The sequence below is a fragment of the Streptomyces sp. NPDC094448 genome (assembly GCF_044763775.1).
GTDB lineage: Bacteria > Actinomycetota > Actinomycetes > Streptomycetales > Streptomycetaceae > Streptomyces.
Genome location: NZ_JBIWGU010000002.1, coordinates 151,602 through 173,445 on the forward strand (window position 1 = coordinate 151,602; position 21,844 = coordinate 173,445).

Genomic DNA, 21,844 nt, shown 5'->3' on the forward strand with positions numbered 1-21,844 from the left:
GAACCGGGCAGACCGTGGACCGCACCTGAAACGGCCCACGGCCTGCCCGTGGTGCATCCGGCTCCGGGCCGCTCCCCCGGAAACCGGGAGCCGGGAGCCGGAATCTCCCCCGCCTACCAGGACGCCTGGCCGTCCGTGAGGTAGTTGTGCAGACCGGGAACGGTCAGTCTGCCGCCGAACTGCCCGGCCTGTTTCACCGTCACATCGGTGAAGACGGCGTACGGCACATCCAGCGGCGGGGGCGTCCGGGGGCTGAAGGTCACCGGGAAGATGCCGAAGAGGTTGCCCTTCAGCTCCTCCGTGTACATGGTCACCGTGCCGTCGGTGATGGTGGAGACGGACCCCCTGCGCGCCTTGACGTGCATGGTCTGCCCCAGCGGGCCGACCGCGAGCTGGTGGAGGTCCCCGATGTCCACGGCCTTCGCCGTGAACTTCAGGGCGGGCTTCAGCTCTCCGCCGCCGGTGCGGACCTCGACGATGCCGTGGTACTTGAGGCCCTTGAGGGTGAGCACCGAACTCCTCAGGATCCACGGATCGTCGGGGACCGCCGGTATGCCCGGCTCCTCCTCCGCGGCGGCGAGCGCCTCCGGATCGGGGGTGGCGCACGGAATACGCGGTCTGGCGCCTTCGGGGATGTCCTGGTCCCTCCGGGGTTCGAGGCCTTGGGCGCTCTCGTCCAGCTCCGTCACCTCTGCCCCGGCCCGGGCGGCCGCGTCCGCAACCGCCTTCTTCGTACGGTCCGCGGCGCCGTCGTCCGGCCGGGCCGCGGGCTGCTTTCCCGAACCGGTGGACGGCGGGGTCTCCCCCGGCCCGTTCCCCGGCTCACCCGGCTTGCCGGGCTTCTCCGACGTACCCGGCTTCCCCGGCGGTTCGGCCGTCGAGGGAGGTACGGACGGGGTGGTGCCCGGCCGTCCGGCCGGTGGTTTGCCGGGCGGTGCGGTCGCAGGCGGCTTCTTCCCGCCCGGAAGGCCGAAGAGGTCCTTGAGGGCGTCGCCGAGGCCCAGCGGATCCCAGGGGCCGCGGCTCGCGGCGGGGCTCGCTCCCACGGTCCCCGGTGCCGCCGCCGGGGCAGCGGGCTCACGCGCCTTGGGCCGCCGCCCCTCGTGCGCCTCCTGCGCCTCCTGCGCCTCCTGTGCGGACGGCAGTTCGCCCGGCTCCCCGTGCTCCTCCGAGGTCTCCCGCTCCGGGGCGTCGTCGCTCTCCCCGGCTTCCCCGGCTTCCCCGGACTGTCCGGGCTCCCGGGACTCACCGGTCTCATCGGGCCGCGGGGCCGGGGGCCGGGAGGACGGAGGCGGGTCGGCCGGCTCCGTCCGCTCCGGGGGTTTCGCGGTCCCCGACGGCTGAGGAGCAGGCGGTTCCCCGGCCGGAGCCTCGTCGGAGCGGGTCACGCACGGGCCGGGGGCGAACGGTATGTCCTTCCCCTCCGCGAGAGCGAGGCGCGGGGTGAGTCCCATGCCCACGATCACGGCGGTCGGCATCGCGGCCAGGGCTATCGCCTTTCCGGCGGGCCGCTGGAGCTTGCTCAGCAGTGATGTGCGGGGAGCGGCGTGCCGCGGGCCCCTCCTGCCGCGTCCCCCGCCCGCCGCGGCCGGATCCGGCGGTACGGCATCACCCTGCACTGTTCCTCCCGCCGTCCGGTTCGGTGGCGACGGCCTCCCGGGAGGTCTCGGGCCGCTCGGCCGGGACGGCCGGACCCGCGGGCGGCACCGGGGGGCCTGCCTGCGGTGGTACGGAGACGGCGGGGGGTGCTGGAACCTCCCCCGCGGCGTGGGGTGGGACGGCCGCCGGGAGGACGGGCTCGCCCGGTGCCCAGGCGACCGAGAGCGCGCCGCCCACCAGCGCGAGCAGGAAACCCATGCCGAAGCCGCCGAGGTTGGCGACGGGGATGGAGATCAGCGCCAGCAGGATCGCGGCGATTCCGGCGAACACCCTGACGATGTGGTGGAACCACATGGTGAAGCCCAGGGTGACCAGCAGTACGCCGATGATCAGGGATCCGGCCCCCGCCGTGGTCGACATGGAGAGCGTGACGTTCCCCAGGCTCAGGGTCGCATAGGGGAAGTAGGCGATCGGAACGCCGCCGAGCATGGTGAACAGCCCCGCCCAGAACGGCCGCTGCCACCGCCAGTTACGGAACCGCCGCAGGAGGATGCGGAGGACGTGTTCGTTCTGCCCGGTGGCCATGGAGTCGGCGCTCATGGAAAACAGCTCCCTGGAACTGGTGTTGCTGAGTGGAGAGTTCGGCGGGCGGTCACAGCCGCACCGGTGTCACCACCCGCCCGGACGCCGGGCCCTCTCTTCCGGATCGTGCCGGTCCGCCCCGACCCGGAAGAGACGCCCTAGTCCGTGAAGCACTCGTTGCCGTTGCCGGATCCCTTCTTCAGATTCATGCTCAGACCGCCGAGCGTGAAGGTGCCGGCCGTGGTGGACCACGTCCTCTGCTTGACCTTGGTCAGATACGCCTCATCGGCCTGCTGGGCGAACCCGTTGGGGCTGATGCTGTCCTTGACGGCAGGACCCTTCCCCCCCGGCTCGCCCTCGTCCGTGTGCCGGGCCGCGATACCGATGTCGATATTGCCGAACTTGGCGACCTCGGCCCTGAGCTCGGACACGTCCAGATAGAGATTCGCGGCCGTGACCGACGAGCCGGGGCCTCCCGCGTCCAGCCGGAGGGTGAACGCCCCCAGCACCGGGAGGTCCAGCACCACCGACTGGCACATGTCCTCGATGGTCGCGGACTTGAAGGTGGAGATCATCACCGGACGCTTGACCTTCCGGTCCCCCTCCAGCTCCACATACCCTTCGACGACTCCGCCGTACTGGGCGAACCCCTGACCGTCGAGGGAACCTGCGCTGACCTTGAACTCCTGGCCCGACACCGCGAAGGACGCCGCGAGCGCCCCCTGTGCCAGGCCGACACCGATCGCGGCCGTCGCGGCCACACTCGGCACCATGACTATGGCGAACCGCTTCCATCTGGTTCCGCCACGAGCCACAGACTCCATGACTGTTCCTCCTTCTCGGACGTACCACCTCCGGCACGGACGCCGAACGCCCGTCCGGAGATGGGAGAAGTGCTGCGTCCTCGGGAAGGAGAGCGCCCGCGCCGCCGGACGCGTACCGCGTCCGGGCCACCGGCGATCACTCCCGAGCGACAACCGCTGCCGCGTCCGACGGATCGGGCGCGGCCTCGGGTCGGACAGGCCCCGCCGTACGACGGGAACCCCCCTGTCCGCGTCCGGCGCGCCGCCGGCCGGCCCGGTGGGGACCCAGCTACCGCGGGCACGGAGGCACGGTGCGGTAGTGGACCGAGCGTGGCCGATCGTGGTGCATTCCACGCCTTGGCACAAGGGGGGTCGTTACCGACTGGTAACGAACCGATGGCCACAACGACACCTCAGCGTGCTGTGCGACGACACAGGGTGGGGCGGCCCCGGGCGCCGGACCGGGCGAAAGAAGGAGAAAACCGGGCGGAGGGCGAGAGCCGCTTTACTGCGAGTAACAGGAGCCACCTTTGCCAAGTTTTAGTAAAGCGGGGCGCCGTTTTGTCACCGCGCTGCCAAAACGGCGACGGTACGTGATCGCGCACCGCCGCCGTTCACCCAGGCCCGCAACGGACTATGACGGTACGTCAGAAGAGCACGCGCGCCAGTGCCGAACGCGCCGCCGTGACCCGGGGGTCGTCCGTGCCGACCACTTCGAACAGCTCCAGCAGCCGCAGCCGGGCCGCGTCCCGCTCCTCGGCGCGGGTCCGCCGGACCGTCTCGACCAGCCGGCCGAAGGCGTCCTCGACATGGCCGCCGACGAGGTCCAGATCGGCCGCCGCGACCTGGGCGGCGACGTCCTCGGGCCGGGCCGCGGCCTCCTCGCGCACCCGCTGCGGGTTGAGGTCCTTCACCCGGGCCAGCAGATCCGCCTGGGCGAGCCCGAGCTTGGCCTCCGTATTGCCGGGGTCGTCCGAGAGGACGTTCCGGTAGGCCTGCACCGCGCCCGCGAAGTCGCCCGCGTCCAGTGCGTCGACGGCCGCCGACAGCAGGGCGTCGTACGGGCCGGGCGGCGCGGTCTGCTCCTCGGCGGGGGCACCTTCGGGGTCCGCGTCGACGGCGATACCGGTCAGACCGAAGCGCTGCTCGGCCACCTCGATCAGCTGGTCCAGGGTGGCCCGGATCTGCTGTTCGGGGGCGGCGCCCTGGAAGAGCGGCAGCGCCTGGCCCGCGACCACGGCGAAGACCGCCGGGATGCCCTGGATACCGAACTGCTGCATCAGCAGCTGGTTGGCGTCGACGTCGATCTTGGCGAGCACGAACCGGCCGTTGTACTCCCGGGCCAGCTTCTCCAGGAGGGGGCCGAGCTGCTTGCAGGGCTGGCACCACTCGGCCCAGAAGTCGAGGACGACCGGAACCTCGGCCGACCGCTGGAGGACTTCCTGCTCGAAGCCCGCCTCGTCGACGTCGATCACCAGACTGGAGGGGGCGACGGCCCCGCCGCCGCCCTGACGTGCGGCCTCGGCACGGGCCTGCTCCGCCTTGGCCTTGGCCTCACCGGCCGCCTTCACTGCGGCGAGGTCGACGACACCGCTCATGGACATGTTCCTAGGCTGCATGGGTACATCCTCCCCCCTCGGCCCGCGCAAGTGAAAAGCACGGCCCGAAATGCACGGTGCGCGGACCGTCGGGGGCGCCCGCGGCCGCCCGGAGCGGACCCGGGGCGGCCGTACCGTACGGCCCTGCGACTGCGGGTACGGGGCCGGGGCCGGGCCCGTACTGCCTCTCAGAAGCCCGGCGGCTCCGTGTACGTACCCCATTCGTCCCGCAGGGCGTCGCAGATCTCGCCGAGCGTCGCCTCCGCCCGTACCGCGTCCAGCATCGGGCCGATCATGTTCGATCCGTCGCGGGCCGCGGTCAGCATCGCCCCGATCGCGGACCGCACCCGGGCGTCGTCCCGCCCGGCCCGCCGGTCGGCCAGGATCCGTACCTGCTCCCGCTCCACCTCGTGGCCGACCCGCAGGATCTCCAGATCACCGGTGACCGAACCGTGGTGCACATTGACGCCGACGACCCGCTTCTCGCCCTTCTCCAGCGCCCGCTGGTAGCGGAAGGCGGATTCCGCGATCTCCCCGGTGAACCAGCCGTCCTCGATGCCCCGCAGGATGCCCGAGGTCATCGGCCCGATCGGATGCCGCCCCTCGGGGTGGGCCCGGCGGCCCCGCTCCCTGATCTGCTCGAAGATCTTCTCCGCGTCGGCCTCGATACGGTCGGTGAGCTGCTCCACATACCAGGAGCCGCCGAGCGGGTCCGCGACATTGGCGACCCCGGTCTCCTCCATCAGCACCTGCTGGGTGCGCAGGGCGATCTCCGCCGCCTGCGCGCTGGGCAGCGCGAGGGTCTCGTCGAGGGCGTTGGTGTGCAGGGACTGGGTGCCGCCGAGGACCGCCGACAGCGCCTCGACCGCGGTCCGTACGACGTTGTTGTACGGCTGCTGCGCGGTCAGCGAGACACCCGCGGTCTGGGTGTGGAAGCGCAGCCACTGCGCCTTGTCGCTCCGGGCACCGTAGACCTCGCGCAGCCAGCGCGCCCAGATCCGCCGGGCCGCCCGGAATTTGGCGATCTCCTCGAAGAAGTCGAGGTGGGCGTCGAAGAAGAAGGAGAGCCCGGGTGCGAACGTGTCCACGTCGAGGCCGCGGCTGAGCCCCAGCTCGACATAGCCGAAGCCGTCGGCGAGGGTGTACGCCAGCTCCTGCGCGGCCGTCGCCCCGGCCTCGCGGATGTGGTAGCCGGAGACCGAGAGCGGCTTGTACGCGGGGATGCCCGCCGCGCAGTGCTCCATCAGATCGCCGATCAGCCGCAGATGCGGCTCGGGCTGGAAGAGCCACTCCTTCTGGGCGATGTACTCCTTGAAGATATCGGTCTGGAGGGTGCCGTTCAGTACGGCGGGATCGACGCCCTGACGCTCTGCGGCGACCAGGTACATGCAGAAGACGGGGACCGCGGGCCCGCTGATCGTCATCGACGTCGTCACCTCACCGAGCGGGATGTCCTTGAAGAGGACCTCCATATCGGCGGCCGAGTCGATCGCGACCCCGCAGTGGCCGACCTCGCCGAGGGAGCGCGGATCGTCGGAGTCCCGGCCCATCAGGGTGGGCATGTCGAACGCCACGGAGAGCCCGCCGCCGCCCGCCGCCAGGATCATCTGGTAGCGCTCGTTGGTCTGCTCGGCGTTGCCGAAGCCCGCGAACTGGCGGATGGTCCAGGTCCGGCCGCGGTAGCCGGTCGGGTGGAGCCCCCGGGTGAAGGGGTACTCACCGGGCCAGCCGATCCGCTCGAAACCCTCGTAGGCGTCGCCGGGCCGGGGCCCGTAGACCGGCTCGACCGGATCCCCGGAGAGCGTGGTGAAGTCCGCGTCGCGCTTGCGGGCCTTGTCGTAGCGGGCCTGCCAGCGCCGGCGGCCCTCCTCGATCGCGTGAGCGTCCATGCTCACCAATTTACTAGGACGTCCTAGTAAATGTCGATGAGGCGACGCCGCACGGAGGGAACGTGCGGCGTCCGGGTGATCCGGCCCCCGCGGAAGCGGCGGAGGCCTCAGGCCTCGACGGGCTGCGGGGCCGTGCCGTCGATCAGCGCCCGGGTCTCCCTGGTGATCTTCGGTTCGACGAAGAAGGACGCCACCGGAATGCAGCCCACCACCAGGACCCAGAGCAGCTTGCCGAAGCCCCACTTCGCCTTGGAGCCCAGATCGAAGGCGAAGATCACGTACACGATGAAGAGAATGCCGTGGATCTGCGAGATCACCATGGTGTCGCCGGTGCTGAAGCCGTACTTCAGCACGATGGCGCCGGTGAACACCAGCAGCCAGACGGCGGTGATGTACGCCATCACCCGGTAGCGGGTCAGCACGGTTTGTTTCATGGCGCCGAGCCTATCCGGGCGCGGATACCACCCTGCGGGCGGGGTGTCCAGCCCCGGCCACCGCGCGGCCGCCACCCCTCGTCACTCCTCGTCGAAATCCTCGGCCGCCACCCGCAGCGGGCGCAGCATCGCGAAGATCTCGGCGCACTCCTCGGCGTCGTACGCGCCGAGCCCGAAGTCCATCGCCATCAGGTCCCGGGTCGCCGCCTCGACGACTTCCCGGCCCTTGGGGGTGATGGAGGCGAGGGTGCCGCGCCCGTCGTTCGGATTGGGGCGCTTGGCCACCAGCCCGGATCCGACCAGGCGGTCCACGGTGTTGGTCACGGAGGTGGGGTGGACCATCAGCCGCTCGCCGATCTTGGACATCGGCAGCTCGCCCGCCTTGGAGAAGGTGAGCAGCACCAGCGCCTCGTAGCGGGCGAAGGTCAGTCCGTACGGTTTGACCACGGCGTCCACCCCGGCGAGCAGGATCTGGTGCGCCCGCATGATCGACGTGATCGCCGCCATGGACGGCACCGGGCCCCAGCGCTGCCGCCACAGCTCGTCGGCGCGGGCGATGGGGTCGAAGGAGAGACTGAGCGGCTTGGACACGGCCCCGACCCTACCGACTGGTCAGGGCCGCGTCCGTCCCGTCTCGCCCTTCGAACGGCGGCCCCGGACGGCCGGGCCCGGAAGCGCGGAAGGGCCGCCCTCCGCGTACGGAACGCGGCGGACGGCCCGGACCGGCCCGTCTCAGACGGTGTCGACCACTCCTTCGCGGCGGGCGCGGGAGGCGATCACCGCGTCCTCCGCCGACCGCTTCAGCTTGCGCTCGGCGACGAATCCGCCCAGCGGGACGACGGCCAGGACGAAGTAGAGCGCCGCGGTCTTGAAGTCCCAGCGGGTCCGGTTCCAGGCATCGGCCCAGAACAGCACGTAGATGATGAACAGAATGCCGTGGATCATGCCGAGCGCGGGCACCGCGTTGAAGTCCGTCGTGCGCTTGAGCACCGACGCGATGATCAGCAGGACGAAGGAGGCGCCCTCGGGCGCCGAGATCAGCCGGAGGCGGTGGAGGGCGGAGGCGGTCTTGATGTCCACGACGGGTGCACCTTTGCGGGGAGACGATCTTGTGAACGCGCTCACAAGCGCAGGCCCCATTCTGACAGCCGCTTTTGCCAAGCCTTTGTCCGGGGTGGGGGTCGGGGCAGGGGTCGGTGCGGCGGACATCGTTCCCAGGGGCCTGTCGCCCGCCCGGCGGCGCCGGTTACCGTCGCCTGGTGGCAACCTTCCGGCTCCAGGGGAGCAAAGTGCTCGCGGTCGATCTGGCCGGCGACGCCGTCAAAGTGAAGAACGGGTCGATGGTCGCGTACGACGGCCGGATGGCCTTCAAGAAGCTGTCCGGGGGCGGTGAGGGCATCCGCGGCATGGTGACCCGCAGACTCACCGGCGAGCAGATGACGCTGATGGAGGTGAAGGGCGAGGGCACCTGCTTCTTCGCCGACCGGGCGTCGGAGATAAGCCTGGTCGCCCTGAACGGCGAGAAGCTGTACGTCGAGTCGAGCAACCTCCTCGCGGCGGACGGCGGGCTGCGCACCGGCACCAGTTTCACCGGGCTGCGCGGCGGGGCGAGCGGCAACGGGCTCTTCACCACCACGGTCGAGGGCACCGGCCGGGCCGCGATCATGTCGGACGGCACGGCGGTGGTCCTCCGGGTCACCCCGCAGTACCCCCTCTCCGTCGACCCCGGCGCCTACGTCGCCCACCAGGGCGATCTGCGCCAGAACTTCCAGTCGGGCGTCACTTTCCGCACCCTCGTCGGCGAGGGCGGCGGCGAGGCCTTCCAGATCCGCTTCGAGGGCGACGGTCTGGTCTATGTGCAGCCCAGCGAGCGGAACACGATCGGTGGTGACGTGTAGTGGCTTTCCGCGAGATCAACTCCAAGATGGTCGAGGCGACCGTCGTCCCCGGGCAGCGGCTCTACAGCCAGCGCGGCGCCATGATCGCGTACCGCGGCGATGTGGGCTTCACCCCGAGCACGACCGGCGGCAGCGGTGGTATCGGCGGCATGATCGGCCGCCGGGTGGCGGGCGAGGCCACCCCGCTGATGAAGGTCGAGGGCAGCGGGACGGTGATGTTCGGGCACGGCGGCCACCACATCCAGGTGGTGGAGCTGACCGGCGACACCCTCTATGTCGAGGCGGACCGGCTGCTCGCCTTCGACGGGACCCTGGAGCAGGGCACGGTGTTCCTCGGCGCCCAGGGCGGCGTCATGGGCATGGTCCGCGGCCAGGTGACCGGCCAGGGGCTGTTCACCACCACGCTCCGCGGCCACGGCTCGGTCGCGGTGATGGCCCACGGCGGGGTGATCGAACTGCCGATCGTGCCGGGCCGCCCGGTCCATGTCGACCCCCAGGCGTATGTGGCCCACCACGGCGATGTTCAGAACAAGCTCTCCACCGCGCTGGGCTGGCGCGACATGGTGGGGCGCGGTTCGGGTGAGGCGTTCCAGCTGGAGCTGAGCGGGCGGGGCGCGGTGCTCGTCCAGGCATCGGAGGAGAAGCTGTGACCGTTTCCGGCGACCGCCCCGTGGTGCACGACCCCACCACCCTCCCCGCCGACGACAACGTCAATCCGTACACCTTCTGTGTGGAGCTGAAGGGGAGCCAGTGGTTCCTGCAGAAGGGGAAGATGATCGCCTATTACGGGCGGATCGATTTCAACGGCATCGGACACGGGCGGCTCGACCGGCTGCTGCGGACCTCCTTCCACTCGCCGCTGCACGCCGCGGACTGGGTGGTGGCGGAGGGCAGCGGCAAGATGCTGCTGGCCGACCGGGCCTTCGACGTCAACTCCTTCGATCTGGACGACGGCAATCTGACCATCCGGGCCGGGAACCTGCTGGCGTACCAGCCGTCGCTGGCACTGAAGCAGTCGATCGTGCCGGGCTTCCTCACCCTGATCGGTACGGGGAAGTTCGTGGCCGCCTCCAACGGCCCGGTGGTCTTCATGGAGCCGCCGCTGCGGGTCGACCCCCAGGCGCTGGTGGGCTGGGCCGACTGTCCGTCGCCCTGTCACCACTACGACCACGGCTATATGACGGGGGTGATGGGCGGGCTGCGGGCGCTCACCGGGATCGGCGGGGCGTCGGGCGAGGAGCACCAGTTCGAGTTCGTGGGTGCCGGGACGGTACTGCTCCAGTCGACGGAGACGCTGCTGCCGGAATCGGCGACGGGGGCGCCTCCGGCGCAGGCGGGGGTGCCGGGCGGGCCCGGCGGGGGCCAGGGGCAGCACGGCTCGACCCCCCGGCTGCCCGGTCAGCTGGGTGATCTCCAGCGCCGTTTCGGCCTCTGAGCGGCCCCGGCCAGGAAGGGCGCGTACGTCGCGGGACGTCCGCGCCCCTCTCGTGCTGCGTACACTGCGCAGTCGTACGGGTGGTCACCGTGGCGGTGCGGTACGGCCGGGATACGGCGGGGGCGCCCCGGTGAGGGGTGTATCGCGCGTTCGCTGCGGTTCCGTGAACACATCCCCAAAATAGTCCGCTTTTCAACTTTTTTAGGTAGAATCCCTGTATGGAGACCGACACTGAGACGGCCACCCGCTGGCTCACCGAGGACGAACAGCTCACCTGGCGTACGCATCTCGACGTCAGCCGGCTGCTGATGCACCAGCTGGAGAAGGACCTCCAGCCGTTCGGGCTGACGAACAACGACTACGAGATCCTGGTCAATCTCTCCGAATCGCCGGAGCTGCGGATGCGGATGAGCGACCTGGCCGCCGCGACCCTGCAGTCCAAGAGCCGGCTCTCCCACCAGATCACCCGGATGGAGACCGCGGGACTGGTCCGCCGGGAGAACTGCGAATCGGACCGGCGCGGGCTGTACGCGGTCCTCACCGACGCGGGTATGGAGACGATGCAGCGGGTCGCACCGCACCACGTGGCGTCCGTGCGCCGGCACTTCATCGACCTGATGGCCCCGGACGCCCTGGCCGGACTGCGGGAGTCCCTGACCCCGGTGGCCGAGCATCTGCGCGGCCGGCGCGGCAAGGCCTGACTCCGCCCCCGGCGGCCACCGCACCGGCACCCGGCACCCGGCACCCGGCACAGCCGTATCACTTCACTGCGCGGGCAGCCTCAGCACGAAGAGCGCACCGCCCGCCCGCGACTCCCCCACCGTCAGCGTCCCGCCGTGCCGCTCCGCCACATCCCGGGCGATGGCCAGTCCCAGCCCGGCGCCGCCCTCGTCCCGGGTGCGGGCGTCGTCGAGCCGGACGAACCGCTCGAAGATCCGCTCCCGTTCGGCGTCCGGCACCCCGGATCCGTCGTCGCCGACCGCGAGCACCGCGGCCCCGCCCTCCCGTGTCACGGACACGGTCACCTCGCCCGCCGCGTGCCGCTCCGCGTTGTCCAGCAGATTGCCCAGCACCCGGTCGAGCTGCCCGGCCGAGCCGAGCACCTCCACCCCGTCCGCCGCGGTCACCGCGACCGGCACCCGCCCGGCGCCGCCCCGCTGCGAGACCTGCTCGCGCACCAGCGCCGACAGATCCACCACCGCCCGGCCGGGCCGCTCCCCCGCGTCCAGCCGGGCCAGCAGCAGCAGATCGGCCGCGAGCTGCTGGAGCCGTACGGTGTCGGCCACCGCGCCCGGCACGTCCAGCAGCTCGGGATGGGCCTCACCCACTTCGAGCTGGGTCCGCAGGGAGGCGATCGGGCTGCGCAGCTCGTGCGAGGCGTCCGCGACGAACCGGCGCTGCCGCTCCACCGACGTCTCCAGCGCCGCGAGGGTCTCGTTGGTGGTCCGGGCCAGCCGGGCCACCTCGTCCCGGGTGCCGGGCTCCGGCACCCGCCGGGACAGATCCTCGGAGGCGGTGATCTCGGCCATCTCGGCCCGGATGTCCTCGACCGGCTTCAGTGCCCGCCGGGTCACCAGCCAGGTCACCCCGCCGACCACCACCATCAGCACCGGCAGCCCGGCGAGCATCGCCTCCCGTACCGACTCCACGGCATGCTGCTCCACGGCGAGCGGGGCACCCGCGTAGACGGTCACGGTCAGACCGCCGCCGGTGGTCGCCTCCACGGCCGCGAAGCGGTACTCGGCCGTCTCTCCGTCGACGGTCGCCTCGCCCCGGCTGAACCGCGGCTCCTTCCCCGACACCTGGCCCCGCTCGGGATCGTCGTCCTCCCGGTCCGCGTCCGGCTCGTCCTCGCCGGTGGGCAGCGGCTCGGGCTTCACCCCCGTACTGCCGGTACCGGAGATCTTCTCCAGGTCCTTGCTGACGGCGACGGTCTTCCCGTCCTCGTCGACGACCTGGACCGGACGGTCCTCCGGGGAAGTGACCGAAATCGGCCCGTCCCCGGCCTCCCGGGCGATCTGCGAGGCGACCTCGCGGGCGGTGACCTCGGCCTGGAGTTCGGCCTGGTCGGTCAGGTACGCCCGCAGCACCAGCAGCACCGAGAACCCGGCGACCACCAAGGCGACGGCGACGACGGCGGTGGCACCCAGCGCGGCCTTGGCCCGTACGGATCTCATCGCCCGGCCACCAGACGGTAGCCCGCGCCGCGCACGGTCTGAATGCACTCGGCGCCCAGTTTCCGGCGGAGCGCGCTGATGTAGACCTCGATGATGTTGGGGTCGCCGTCGTAGGCGAAGTCCCAGACGTGCTCCAGGATCTGCGCCTTGCTGACGACCTCACCGGCGCGGACCGCGAGCTGCTCCAGGACGGCGAACTCCTTCGCCGTGAGGGTGACCTCCCGCTCCGCCCGGAAGACCCGGCGGGCCGCGGTCTCCACCCGCAGATCGCCGACGGTGAGCGTGGGGGACGCCCCGGCACCACGGCCCCGGCGGCGCAGCAGCGCCTTGATCCGGGCGATCAGCACAACGTACGAGAACGGCTTGGTCAGATAGTCGTCGGCGCCGGTGTCGAGGCCCTCGGCCTCGTCGTACTCGCCGTCCTTCGCGGTCAGCATCAGGATCGGTACGTCGTTCCCGGCGGCACGCAGCGCGGCGCAGATCCGGTAGCCGTTCATCCCGGGCAGCATGATGTCGAGGAGCAGCAGGTCGTAGTCGCCCTCGGCGGCACGGTGGAGCCCTTCGAGACCGTCGTGGACCACGTCCACGGCATAGCCCTCGGCGGTCAGTCCCTTGGCGAGGGAGAGCGCGAGGCGCTTCTCGTCCTCCACGATCAGCAGACGCATGCCCTCAGGGTCGCAAACCCGACCTGAAGAAGCCTTCAGGTGGCTTCAGGCGGCGTTCAGGGTCACCCGGCCAGATTGGTGGTCGTCCGGTTAACGACCCAACGACGGGAATCCCCACTCATGAAGCGCAAGATCGTCATCGCCACCGCCGTCGCCGCCCTGATGGCCGGCGGCACCCTGACCGCGTTCGCCGCGACCGGTTCCTCCGACGACCGCACCCCGCCCGCCGCGAAGGTCACCCTGACCGAGGCGAGCGACGCCGCGCTGGCGAAGGTGCCGGGCACGGTGGAGTCCGCCGACCGCGACGACGACGGGAAGGGCGACTGGGAGATCGACATCCGCACCTCGGACGGCACGGAGCGCGAGGTCCGGGTCGATGCGCAGAACGGATCCGTGCGGGTGGAGACCGGCGACGACCGGGACGACCGCGACGACTCCGGTGACGACCGGAACGAGCAGGACGACGACCGCGACGACCGCGGCGACCGGGACGACCGCGACAAGCAGGACGACCGGGACGACGCCGCGGCGGCCGCCGCCGCGAAGACCACGTCCGCCCAGGCGCAGGCCGCGGCGCTGAAGCTGCACCCGGGCACGGTCACGGACGTCGAGTTCGACGACGCCCGCTGGGAGATCGACATCAAGGGCAACGACGGCAAGTGGTACGACGTCGACGTCGACGCCACCACGGCCGAGGCCACCACCGGCCGGAACGACTGACCGGGGCTCTCAGGGGGGCGGGTGACCGCCCCCCTAATCCCGTGCCGTCAGGCTCGCGCGGAGTTCGTCCGCCGCCGTGTACACATCCAGCTCCCCCGCCACCACCCGGGCCGCCAGAGTGCCGACCAGACGGTCGCCGTGGAGGCCCGCGATGCGTTCGCGGAGGGCGGTGAGGGCGATGGTCTCCACCTCTCCCGCCGCCCGCCGCAGCCGGCGTTCCGCGAGGATGCCGTGCTCCTCCGTCCAGGCGCGGTGTTTCTCCAGCGCCTCGACCATCTCGTCGATGCCCTCGCCCCGGGCGGCCACGGTCTTCACGATCGGCGGGCGCCAGTCGCCGGGGGCCCTGGCCTCGCCGAGGCCGAGCATATGGTTGAGTTCGCGCGCGGTGGCGTCCGCACCCTCGCGGTCGGCCTTGTTGACCACGTACACATCGCCGATCTCCAGGATTCCCGCCTTCGCGGCCTGGATGCCGTCGCCCATCCCGGGCGCCAGCAGAACCACCGAGGTATCGGCCTGGGCGGCGATCTCGACCTCGGACTGGCCGACGCCGACCGTCTCGACCAGGATCACGTCGCAGCCCGCCGCGTCGAGGACGCGTACCGCCTGCGGCGCGGCCCACGCCAGGCCGCCGAGATGGCCGCGGGTGGCCATGGAGCGGATATAGACCCCGGGGTCGGAGGCATGGTCCGACATCCTTACCCGGTCGCCGAGGAGCGCACCGCCGGAGAACGGCGACGAGGGGTCGACGGCGAGCACCCCGACCCTTCTCCCCGCCCGGCGGTAGGCGCCGACCAGGGCGGACGTGGTGGTGGACTTCCCCACGCCGGGCGAGCCGGTCAGTCCGACCACATAGGCCCGGCCGGTGAGCGGTGCCAGGGCCGCCATCACCTCCCTGAGCTGCGGCGACGCCCCCTCCACCAGGGAGATCAGCCGCGCGACGGCGCGCGGCTGCCCCTCCCGTGCCCGGGTGACCAGTTCGGGGACGTCCACCATGCCTCTGCTCCTCACCGCACACGCGGCCCGTGCCGCTTCCGCCTGTTGCGCCGCCGCGGCCCGGTCCGGACGGCCCGGGACGGAGGCGCCCCCGGGCCCGGCCCGGGGGTGCCGGGGACTACTTCCCGGACCCGTTCCCCGGCCCGTTCCCCGGCACACGGAGGATCAGCGCGTCGCCCTGTCCGCCGCCGCCGCAGAGCGCGGCCGCGCCCGTACCGCCGCCGCGCCGGCGCAGCTCCAGCGCAAGGTGGAGCGCGATCCGGGCGCCGGACATGCCGATGGGGTGGCCCAGCGCGATCGCGCCGCCGTTGACGTTCACCCTTTCCGGGGACACGCCGAGGTCCTTCATGGACTGCACGGCGACCGCGGCGAAGGCCTCGTTGATCTCGATGAGGTCCAGGTCGGCGACGGAGATGCCCTCCTTGGCGACCGCGTGGGCGATCGCGTTGGACGGCTGGGACTGGAGTGAGTTGTCGGGTCCCGCGACATTGCCGTGCGCGCCGATCTCCGCGAGCCACTCCAGGCCCAGCTCCTCGGCCTTGGCGCGGCTCATGACGACGACGGCCGCGGCACCGTCGGAGATCTGCGACGAGGTGCCCGCGGTGATGGTGCCGTCGGCGGCGAACGCGGGCCGCAGCCGGGCGAGGTTCTCCGCCGTGGTCTCGGCCCTGATGCCCTCGTCCGCGGCGAAGACGACCGGGTCGCCCTTGCGCTGCGGGATCTCGACCGGGGTGATCTCCGCGTCGAAGAGGCCGTTCTTCTGCGCCGCGGCGGCCCGCTGGTGGGAGGCGGCGGCGAAGGCGTCCTGCTCGGCGCGGCCGATACCGAGCCGGGTGTTGTGCTTCTCGGTGGACTCGCCCATGGCGATGTTCTCGAAGGCGTCGGTGAGGCCGTCGTGGGCCATGGAGTCCAGCATTCCGACCGCGCCGTATTTGAAGCCCTCGCGGCTCTTGGGCAGCAGATGGGGGGCGTTGGTCATGGACTCCTGGCCGCCCGCGACGACGATGTCGAACTCCCCGGCGCGGATCAGCTGGTCCGCGAGGGCGATGGCGTCGAGACCGGAGAGGCAGACCTTGTTGACCGTGAGCGCGGGTACGTTCATCGGGATGCCCGCCTTGACCGCGGCCTGGCGCGCGGGGATCTGCCCGGCCCCCGCCCCCAGCACCTGGCCCATGATCACGTACTGCACCTGGTCGGGGCCGATGCCCGCCCGGTCGAGGGCGGCCTTGATCGCGAAACCGCCGAGGTCGGCCCCGGAGAAGGACTTCAGCGAGCCGAGGAGCCGCCCCATGGGCGTCCGTGCGCCCGCGACGATCACCGTGGTGTTTCCGTTACTGCGGGCCGTTCCTGAAGCGAGAGACGACATGGGTGACGATCCCCTTCCAGCTCGGACGCTGAGGAGTGAACGAGGGTTTACTTCAATGTACTGATCGGTACGCCCCCGGGTCACGGTGCACTCGGTGTGACAGCGGGCACCTTGCGTAACCGGGGTCCGGACGCTCCACTGGTCCCATGCTGACGCGCATCGACCACATCGGGATCGCCTGTACCGACCTGGACGCGACCGTCGAGTTCTACCGGTCCACGTACGGCTTCGAGGTCTTCCACTCCGAGGTCAACGAGGAGCAGGGGGTACGCGAGGCCATGCTCAAGATCAACGAGACCTCCGACGGCGGCGCCTCCTACCTCCAGCTCCTCCAGCCGATCCGGGAGGACTCCCCGGTCGGGAAGTGGCTGGCCAAGAACGGTCCGGGGGTGCACCACATCGCCTTCGGCACCGCCGATGTCGACGGGGACTCGGCGGCGATCCGGGAGAAGGGGGTACGGGTGCTCTACGACGAGCCGCGGCGCGGTTCGATGGACTCGCGGATCACCTTCCTGCACCCCAAGGACTGCCACGGCGTTCTGACCGAACTCGTCACCTCTGCCTCGGAGCACTGACCTTCGGGATTCCCGGCCCGGTAGAGTGGGCGGTTCCGGGCCGGGGCCGGGTCGGGGCCGCCACGCGTCCTCTCATATTGTTCTGTCACCATTCCCCGGGGGGCCGTTCGCAGGGCGAGCGGTGCTTGTGCGGGATCAGTTGCGACCAGGGGACGGATGGGACCGCGTAGTGCGGGGCTACGAACGCCAGGAGAGCCACCGAGCTGACGACGACCTCCTCTCTCGGTTCGAAGCCGAGATGGAGCGGCTGAAGACCGAGCGGGAGAAGGCCGTCCAGCACGCCGAGGACCTCGGTTACCAGGTCGAGGTGTTGCGCGCCAAGCTCCATGAGGCGCGCCGAGCCCTCGCGACCCGTCCGGCCTACGACAACGGCGACCTCGGCTACCAGGCCGAGCAGATGCTGCGGAACGCCCAGGCGCAGGCCGACCAGTTGCGCTCCGACGCCGAGCGCGAACTGCGGGACATCCGGGCCCAGGCCCAGCGGCTGCTCCAGGAGCACGCCGAACAGCAGGCCCGGCTCCAGGCCGAACTGCACGCCGAGGCCAATCAGCGGCGCCAGCGGCTGGACCAGGAGCTGGCCGAGCGCCGGCAGACCGTCGAGGCGCACGTCAACGAGAACGTGGCCTGGGCCGAGCAGCTCCGGGCCCGTACGGAGTCCCAGGCGCGGCGGCTCCTCGACGAGTCGCGCGCCGAGGCCGAGCAGGCCGTCGGGCAGGCCAGGGCCGAGGCGAAACGCGTCACCGACGAGGCCCGCTCCCGGGTCGGCGCGGAGGCGGAGTCGGCCCGCGGCGAGGCGGAGGCCCTGCTGCACCGGGCCCGCCGGGACGCCGAGCGGATGCTGAACGCGGCCTCCACCCAGGCACAGGAGGCCACCGGCCACGCCGAGCGGCTGCGCTCCGGGGCCACCGCCGAATCGGAGCTGGCCCGCCAGCAGTCGGCGGAGCTGACCCGGGTGTCGGAGCAGAAGCTCCAGGAGGCCGACGAGCGGCTCCGCGAAGCACGGGCCGAGGCGGAGCGGCTGGTCGCCCAGGCGTCGGAGGCGGCGGCCCGGCAGCAGACCACCGCGGATTCGGTCAACGAGCAGCGCACCCGTACCGCGAAGGCGGAGATCGCCCGGCTGGTCGCGGAGGCGACCGGCGAGGCCGAGACGGTCAAGGCGGAGGCCGAGCAGGTCCTCGCCGATGCCCGCTCGGCGGCCGAGAAGCAGCTCGCGGAGGCCGCGGAGAAGGCCAAGACGATCGCCGCCGAGGATTCCGCGGCGGCCATCGCCAAGGCGGCCCGGGACGCGGACGAGGTGCTCACCAAGGCGTCGGAGGATGCCCGGGAGACCACCCGCAAGGCGGCCGAGGAGGCCGAGCGGATCCGCCGCGAGGCCGAGACCGAGGCGGACCGGCTGCGCGGCGAGGCCGCCGACCAGGCCGATCACATCAAGGGCGCCGCCAAGGACGACACCAAGGAGTACCGGGCCCGGACGGTCGAGCTGCAGGAGGAGGCCCGGCGGCTGCGCGGCGAGGCGGAGCAGCTCCGCTCGGAGGCCGTCGCCGAGGGCGAGCGGATCAGGGGCGAGGCCCGCCGCGAGGCCGTACAGCAGATCGAAGAGGCGGCGTCGACCGCCGAGGAGCTGCTGACGAAGGCCCGGTCGGACGCCGACGAGCTGCGGACGAGTGCGGGCGCCGAGAGCGACCGGGTCCGTACCGAAGCCGTCGAGCGGGCGACGACACTGCGCCGGCAGGCCGAGGAGACCCTGGAGCGCACCCGTACCGAGGCGGAGCGCCTCCGGGTGGAGACCGAGGAGCAGGCGGACGCGGCGCGCGCGGCGGCCGAGCAGGCCGCGGACGCGCTCCGCGAAGAGGCCGAGCGGACCATGGCGGCCCGTCAGGAGGAGGCCGCCGAATCCCTGGCCCGGCTCCAGGCCGAGGCGGAGGCCCGGGTCGGGGCCGCGGAGACCGCGCTGGCGGACGCCAGGACCGAGGGCGAGCGGCTGCGGCGCGAGGCGGGTGAGGAGTCCGACCGGCTCCGTACCGAGACCGCGGAGCGGATCCGGACCCTCCGGGAGCAGGCCGAGGCGGAGGCCGACCGGCTGCGCACCGAGGCCGCCGTGGACGCTTCGGCGTCCCGGGCCGAGGCGGAGAACATCGCGGTACGGCTGCGCGGGGACGCGGCGGCCGAGGCGGAGCGGCTGAAGACCGAGGCGCAGGAGACCTCGGACCGGCTGCGGGCCGAGGCGGCGGCCGCCGCCGAGCGGGTGGGCGCCGAGGCCCAGGAGGAGCTGGCGGCCGCGCAGGAGGAGGCCGGACGGCGCCGCCGGGCGGCCGAGGAGGCGCTGGAGTCGGCGCGGGCCGAGGCGGACCGGGAGCGGGACCGGGCCCGGGAGCAGAGCGAGGAGCTGCTGGCGGCGGCCCGGAAGCGGGTCGAGGAGGCACAGTCCGAGGCGCAGGCGCTGACGGAGGACGCCGACCGGCGGGCCACGGAGGCGGTGGCCGCGGCCGAGCAGACCGCCAAGCAGGTACGGGAATCGGTCTCGGGGCTGCACGAGCAGGCCGAGGAGGAGATCGCGGGACTGCGGTCGGCGGCCGAGCACGCGGCGGGCCGGACCCGGGCCGAGGCGCAGGAGGAGTCCGACCGGCTGCGGGCGGACGCGCACTCCGCGCTGGAGCGCGCCACCGAGGACGCGGCCCAGCTGCGGGACCGGGCGCGGACCGAGACCGAGGCGGCGAACGCGCTGGCCGAGCGGACCGTCAACGAGGCGATCGCCGAATCGGACAAGGTGCGCACGGACTCCGCGGAGTACGCACAGCGGATGCGTACCGAGGCGTCGGACACGGTGGCGGCGGCCGAGCAGGACGCGGCGAGGACCCGTGCGGACGCCCGTGACGACGCGAACCGGATCCGCTCGGAGGCGGCGGCGCAGGCCGACCGGCTGGTCGGCGAGGCCGCCGAGGAGGGCGACCGGATCCGCGCCGAGGCGCAGGGGGTTCTCGACGACGCCCGCCGTACGGCCGACAAGCGGCGTGCGGACGCGGCGGCACAGGCGGACCAGCTGCTGTCGGAGGCGCGCGGGGACGCGGAGCGGCTGCGGGCCGAGGCCGCGGAGACCGTGAACTCGGCACAGCAGGCCGCCGAACGGATCCGGTCCGAGGCCCAGCAGGTCACATCGGACGCGGAGGCGGCGGCGGAACGGCGGCGGTCCGAGGCCAGGGCGGCCGCGGACCGTACGGTCGACGAGGCGCGCGAAGCGGCGGCCAAACGCCGCCGGGACGCGGCCGAACAGGCCGACCAGCTCGTCAACAAGGCCCAGGAGGAGGCGCTGCGCGCCGCTCTGGAGGCCGAGAAGCAGGCCGACACGATGGTCGGCGCGGCCCGCAAGGAAGCCGAACGGCTGGTCACCGAGGCGACCGTCGAGGGCAATTCGCTGGTGGAGCGGGCTCGGGCGGACGCGGACGAGCTGCTGGTGGGCGCCCGCCGGGACTCGACGGCCATAAGGGACCGGGCGGAGGAGCTGCGGATCCGGGCCGAGTCCGAGGTCGAGGAGCTGCACGAGCGGGCCCGCCGGGAGACGGCCGAGCAGATGAAGGTGGCCGGCGAGCGCGTGGACCATCTGGTGAAGGCGGCCACCGAGCAGCGCAACGAATCGGCGCAGAAGGCGGAGGAGCTGCTGTCGGAGGCGACGTCCGAGGCGAGCCGGGTCCGGATCGCCGCCGTGAAGAAGGCGGAGGGTCTCCTCAAGGAGGCCGAGCAGAAGAAGGCGGCCCTGATCCGCGAAGGCGAGGCCGTCAAGGCCGAAGCGGAGTCGGAGGCGCGGAAGCTGATCGGGGACGGCAAGCGGGATCTGGATGTGATCCAGCGTCGGCGCGAGGACATCCAGGCGGAGATCTCCCGGGTGCAGAATGTCCTGGAGGCGCTGGAGACGTTCGAGGCGCCGGCCGCCGGGGACAAGGTCCCGAAGCCGGGCGGCGGTTCGGGCGATCCGCGGAGCGGCGGTTCCGGAGGGGCCGTCAGGACCGGCGCATCGGCGGGTGTTACCCGTTCGAGTGGCAAGCCTTCACGATCTTAGCCACTCAAAAGACTGCACATTCTCTATATCAAACCCGCATCCGCTCGATGACACACCGCTTCGGCCCCTAGGATTCCCTCTATCACCTCACCGGTCTCATTCGACAGGAACCCCATGAGCGACACATCCTCACCCTTCGGCTTCGAGCTCGTGCGGCGTGGTTACGACCGCGGTCAGGTGGACGACCGCATTACCAAGCTCGTCGCCGACCGTGATAGTGCTCTGACCCGGATCACCTCTCTGGAAAAGCGCATCGAGGAGCTGCATCTCGAAACGCAGAACGCCCAGGCCCAGGTCAGCGACGCCGAGCCGTCGTACGCCGGCCTCGGCGCACGCGTCGAGAAGATCCTCCGGCTCGCCGAGGAGGAGGCGAAGGACCTGCGCGAGGAGGCGCGCCGCGCCGCCGAGCAGCACCGTGAGCTGGCCGAGTCCGCCGCCCAGCAGGTCCGCAACGACGCCGAGTCGTTCGCCGCCGACCGCAAGGAGAAGGCGGAGGAGGAGGGCATCCGGATCGTCGAGAAGGCGAAGGGCGATGCCACCCAGCTCCGTACCGACGCGCAGAAGGACGCCCAGTCCAAGCGCGAGGAGGCGGACGCGCTCTTCGAGGAGACCCGCGCCAAGGCCGCCCAGGCCGCCGCGGACTTCGAGACGAACCTCGCCAAGCGCCGTGAGCAGTCCGAGCGGGATCTGGCGTCGCGTCAGGCGAAGGCGGAGAAGCGGCTCGCGGAGATCGAGCACCGGGCGGAGCAGCTCCGTCTGGAGGCGGAGAAGCTGCGGACGGACGCGGAGCGCCGGGCCCGGCAGACCGTGGAGACGGCGCAGCGCCAGGCCGAGGACATCGTCGCCGACGCCAACGCCAAGGCCGACCGGATCCGCAGCGAATCGGAGCGCGAGCTGGCGGCGCTCACCAACCGCCGCGACTCCATCAACGCGCAGCTCACCAATGTCCGCGAGATGCTGGCGACGCTGACCGGCGCCGCGGTGGCGGCGGCGGGCGCGCCCGTCGACGACGAGCCGATCTCGCGCGGTGTCCCGGCGCAGCAGTCCCGCTGACCC

At 71.9% G+C, this 21,844-nt stretch carries 20 protein-coding genes; 8 read left to right on the plus strand and 12 right to left on the minus strand.

The window, feature by feature from the left end; genetic code table 11:
• Nucleotides 1-113: 113 nt before the first annotated feature.
• The 8 genes from ACIQ9E_RS04140 to ACIQ9E_RS04175 all read right to left on the minus strand — a co-directional run bounded on the left by ACIQ9E_RS04140 (nt 114) and on the right by ACIQ9E_RS04175 (nt 7,985).
• Nucleotides 114-1,619, minus strand: coding sequence for a hypothetical protein (locus ACIQ9E_RS04140; RefSeq protein WP_403701668.1), 1,506 nt, complete (start codon nt 1,617-1,619; stop codon nt 114-116).
• Nucleotides 1,609-2,199 carry a DUF6114 domain-containing protein gene (locus ACIQ9E_RS04145; RefSeq protein ID WP_403701671.1) on the minus strand — a complete coding sequence of 197 codons (591 nt, stop codon included), beginning with the start codon at nt 2,197-2,199 and terminating at the stop codon, nt 1,609-1,611. The genes ACIQ9E_RS04140 and ACIQ9E_RS04145 overlap by 11 nt, the downstream gene beginning before the upstream one ends.
• Before the next feature lie 140 nt (nt 2,200-2,339).
• Nucleotides 2,340-3,005: a DUF6230 family protein gene (locus ACIQ9E_RS04150; RefSeq protein WP_403701674.1), complete on the minus strand. Its 666-nt coding sequence runs from the start codon at nt 3,003-3,005 to the stop codon at nt 2,340-2,342.
• A 626-nt stretch (nt 3,006-3,631) separates the two neighbouring features.
• Nucleotides 3,632-4,603 (minus strand): tetratricopeptide repeat protein, encoded by a 972-nt coding sequence (locus ACIQ9E_RS04155; protein ID WP_403701678.1) that lies wholly within the window; start codon nt 4,601-4,603, stop codon nt 3,632-3,634.
• Nucleotides 4,604-4,770: 167 nt separating this feature from the next.
• Nucleotides 4,771-6,471, minus strand: a complete 1,701-nt coding sequence (locus ACIQ9E_RS04160; RefSeq protein WP_403701681.1) for a methylmalonyl-CoA mutase — start codon at nt 6,469-6,471, stop codon at nt 4,771-4,773.
• A 107-nt stretch (nt 6,472-6,578) separates the two neighbouring features.
• On the minus strand, nt 6,579-6,905 hold the full coding sequence (locus ACIQ9E_RS04165; protein ID WP_403701684.1) for a DUF3817 domain-containing protein: 327 nt from the start codon (nt 6,903-6,905) through the stop codon (nt 6,579-6,581).
• A gap of 81 nt (nt 6,906-6,986) precedes the next feature.
• Nucleotides 6,987-7,496, minus strand: coding sequence for a MarR family winged helix-turn-helix transcriptional regulator (locus ACIQ9E_RS04170; RefSeq protein ID WP_403701687.1), 510 nt, complete (start codon nt 7,494-7,496; stop codon nt 6,987-6,989).
• Nucleotides 7,497-7,637: 141 nt separating this feature from the next.
• Complete coding sequence (locus ACIQ9E_RS04175; protein WP_403701690.1) at nt 7,638-7,985, minus strand: DUF3817 domain-containing protein; 348 nt, start codon at nt 7,983-7,985, stop codon at nt 7,638-7,640.
• A 179-nt stretch (nt 7,986-8,164) separates the two neighbouring features.
• Between ACIQ9E_RS04175 and ACIQ9E_RS04180 the strand changes: the two genes are divergently transcribed.
• The 4 genes from ACIQ9E_RS04180 to ACIQ9E_RS04195 all read left to right on the plus strand — a co-directional run bounded on the left by ACIQ9E_RS04180 (nt 8,165) and on the right by ACIQ9E_RS04195 (nt 10,939).
• Nucleotides 8,165-8,803: an AIM24 family protein gene (locus ACIQ9E_RS04180; protein WP_403701692.1), complete on the plus strand. Its 639-nt coding sequence runs from the start codon at nt 8,165-8,167 to the stop codon at nt 8,801-8,803.
• The gene (locus ACIQ9E_RS04185; protein WP_403701694.1) at nt 8,803-9,453 is read left to right on the plus strand and encodes an AIM24 family protein; all 651 of its coding nucleotides are present in this window, start codon (nt 8,803-8,805) and stop codon (nt 9,451-9,453) included. Before ACIQ9E_RS04180 ends, ACIQ9E_RS04185 begins: the two co-directional genes overlap by 1 nt.
• Entirely contained in the window at nt 9,450-10,238 is a 789-nt protein-coding gene (locus tag ACIQ9E_RS04190) for an AIM24 family protein (protein WP_403701697.1), read from the plus strand. Before ACIQ9E_RS04185 ends, ACIQ9E_RS04190 begins: the two co-directional genes overlap by 4 nt.
• 218 nt (nt 10,239-10,456) lie before the next feature.
• On the plus strand, nt 10,457-10,939 hold the full coding sequence (locus tag ACIQ9E_RS04195) for a MarR family winged helix-turn-helix transcriptional regulator (protein ID WP_403701699.1): 483 nt from the start codon (nt 10,457-10,459) through the stop codon (nt 10,937-10,939).
• 63 nt (nt 10,940-11,002) lie between these two features.
• Here the strand turns inward: ACIQ9E_RS04195 and ACIQ9E_RS04200 are convergent, their stop codons facing one another.
• Both ACIQ9E_RS04200 and ACIQ9E_RS04205 read right to left on the minus strand, forming a co-directional pair.
• Nucleotides 11,003-12,415 carry a sensor histidine kinase gene (locus ACIQ9E_RS04200; protein WP_403701702.1) on the minus strand — a complete coding sequence of 471 codons (1,413 nt, stop codon included), beginning with the start codon at nt 12,413-12,415 and terminating at the stop codon, nt 11,003-11,005.
• Nucleotides 12,412-13,080 carry a response regulator transcription factor gene (locus ACIQ9E_RS04205; protein WP_366255196.1) on the minus strand — a complete coding sequence of 223 codons (669 nt, stop codon included), beginning with the start codon at nt 13,078-13,080 and terminating at the stop codon, nt 12,412-12,414. Before ACIQ9E_RS04205 ends, ACIQ9E_RS04200 begins: the two co-directional genes overlap by 4 nt.
• 120 nt (nt 13,081-13,200) lie before the next feature.
• On the opposite strand from ACIQ9E_RS04205, the gene ACIQ9E_RS04210 reads away from it, so the two are divergent.
• Nucleotides 13,201-13,800: a PepSY domain-containing protein gene (locus ACIQ9E_RS04210; RefSeq protein ID WP_403701706.1), complete on the plus strand. Its 600-nt coding sequence runs from the start codon at nt 13,201-13,203 to the stop codon at nt 13,798-13,800.
• Nucleotides 13,801-13,833: 33 nt separating this feature from the next.
• Here the strand turns inward: ACIQ9E_RS04210 and meaB are convergent, their stop codons facing one another.
• Both meaB and ACIQ9E_RS04220 read right to left on the minus strand, forming a co-directional pair.
• Nucleotides 13,834-14,793 (minus strand): methylmalonyl Co-A mutase-associated GTPase MeaB, encoded by a 960-nt coding sequence (gene meaB, locus ACIQ9E_RS04215; protein ID WP_403701710.1) that lies wholly within the window; start codon nt 14,791-14,793, stop codon nt 13,834-13,836.
• Between the two features lie 118 nt (nt 14,794-14,911).
• The gene (locus ACIQ9E_RS04220) at nt 14,912-16,111 is read right to left on the minus strand and encodes an acetyl-CoA C-acetyltransferase (RefSeq protein ID WP_403702879.1); all 1,200 of its coding nucleotides are present in this window, start codon (nt 16,109-16,111) and stop codon (nt 14,912-14,914) included.
• A gap of 194 nt (nt 16,112-16,305) precedes the next feature.
• Between ACIQ9E_RS04220 and mce the strand changes: the two genes are divergently transcribed.
• The 3 genes from mce to ACIQ9E_RS04235 all read left to right on the plus strand — a co-directional run bounded on the left by mce (nt 16,306) and on the right by ACIQ9E_RS04235 (nt 21,841).
• Nucleotides 16,306-16,734, plus strand: a complete 429-nt coding sequence (gene mce / locus ACIQ9E_RS04225) for a methylmalonyl-CoA epimerase (RefSeq protein WP_403701711.1) — start codon at nt 16,306-16,308, stop codon at nt 16,732-16,734.
• Between the two features lie 169 nt (nt 16,735-16,903).
• A complete protein-coding gene (gene scy / locus ACIQ9E_RS04230; protein WP_403701714.1) occupies nt 16,904-20,788 on the plus strand; it encodes a polarized growth protein Scy in 3,885 nt (1,294 codons plus the stop codon).
• A gap of 114 nt (nt 20,789-20,902) precedes the next feature.
• Nucleotides 20,903-21,841: a hypothetical protein gene (locus tag ACIQ9E_RS04235; protein ID WP_006346569.1), complete on the plus strand. Its 939-nt coding sequence runs from the start codon at nt 20,903-20,905 to the stop codon at nt 21,839-21,841.
• Nucleotides 21,842-21,844: the final 3 nt, after the last annotated feature.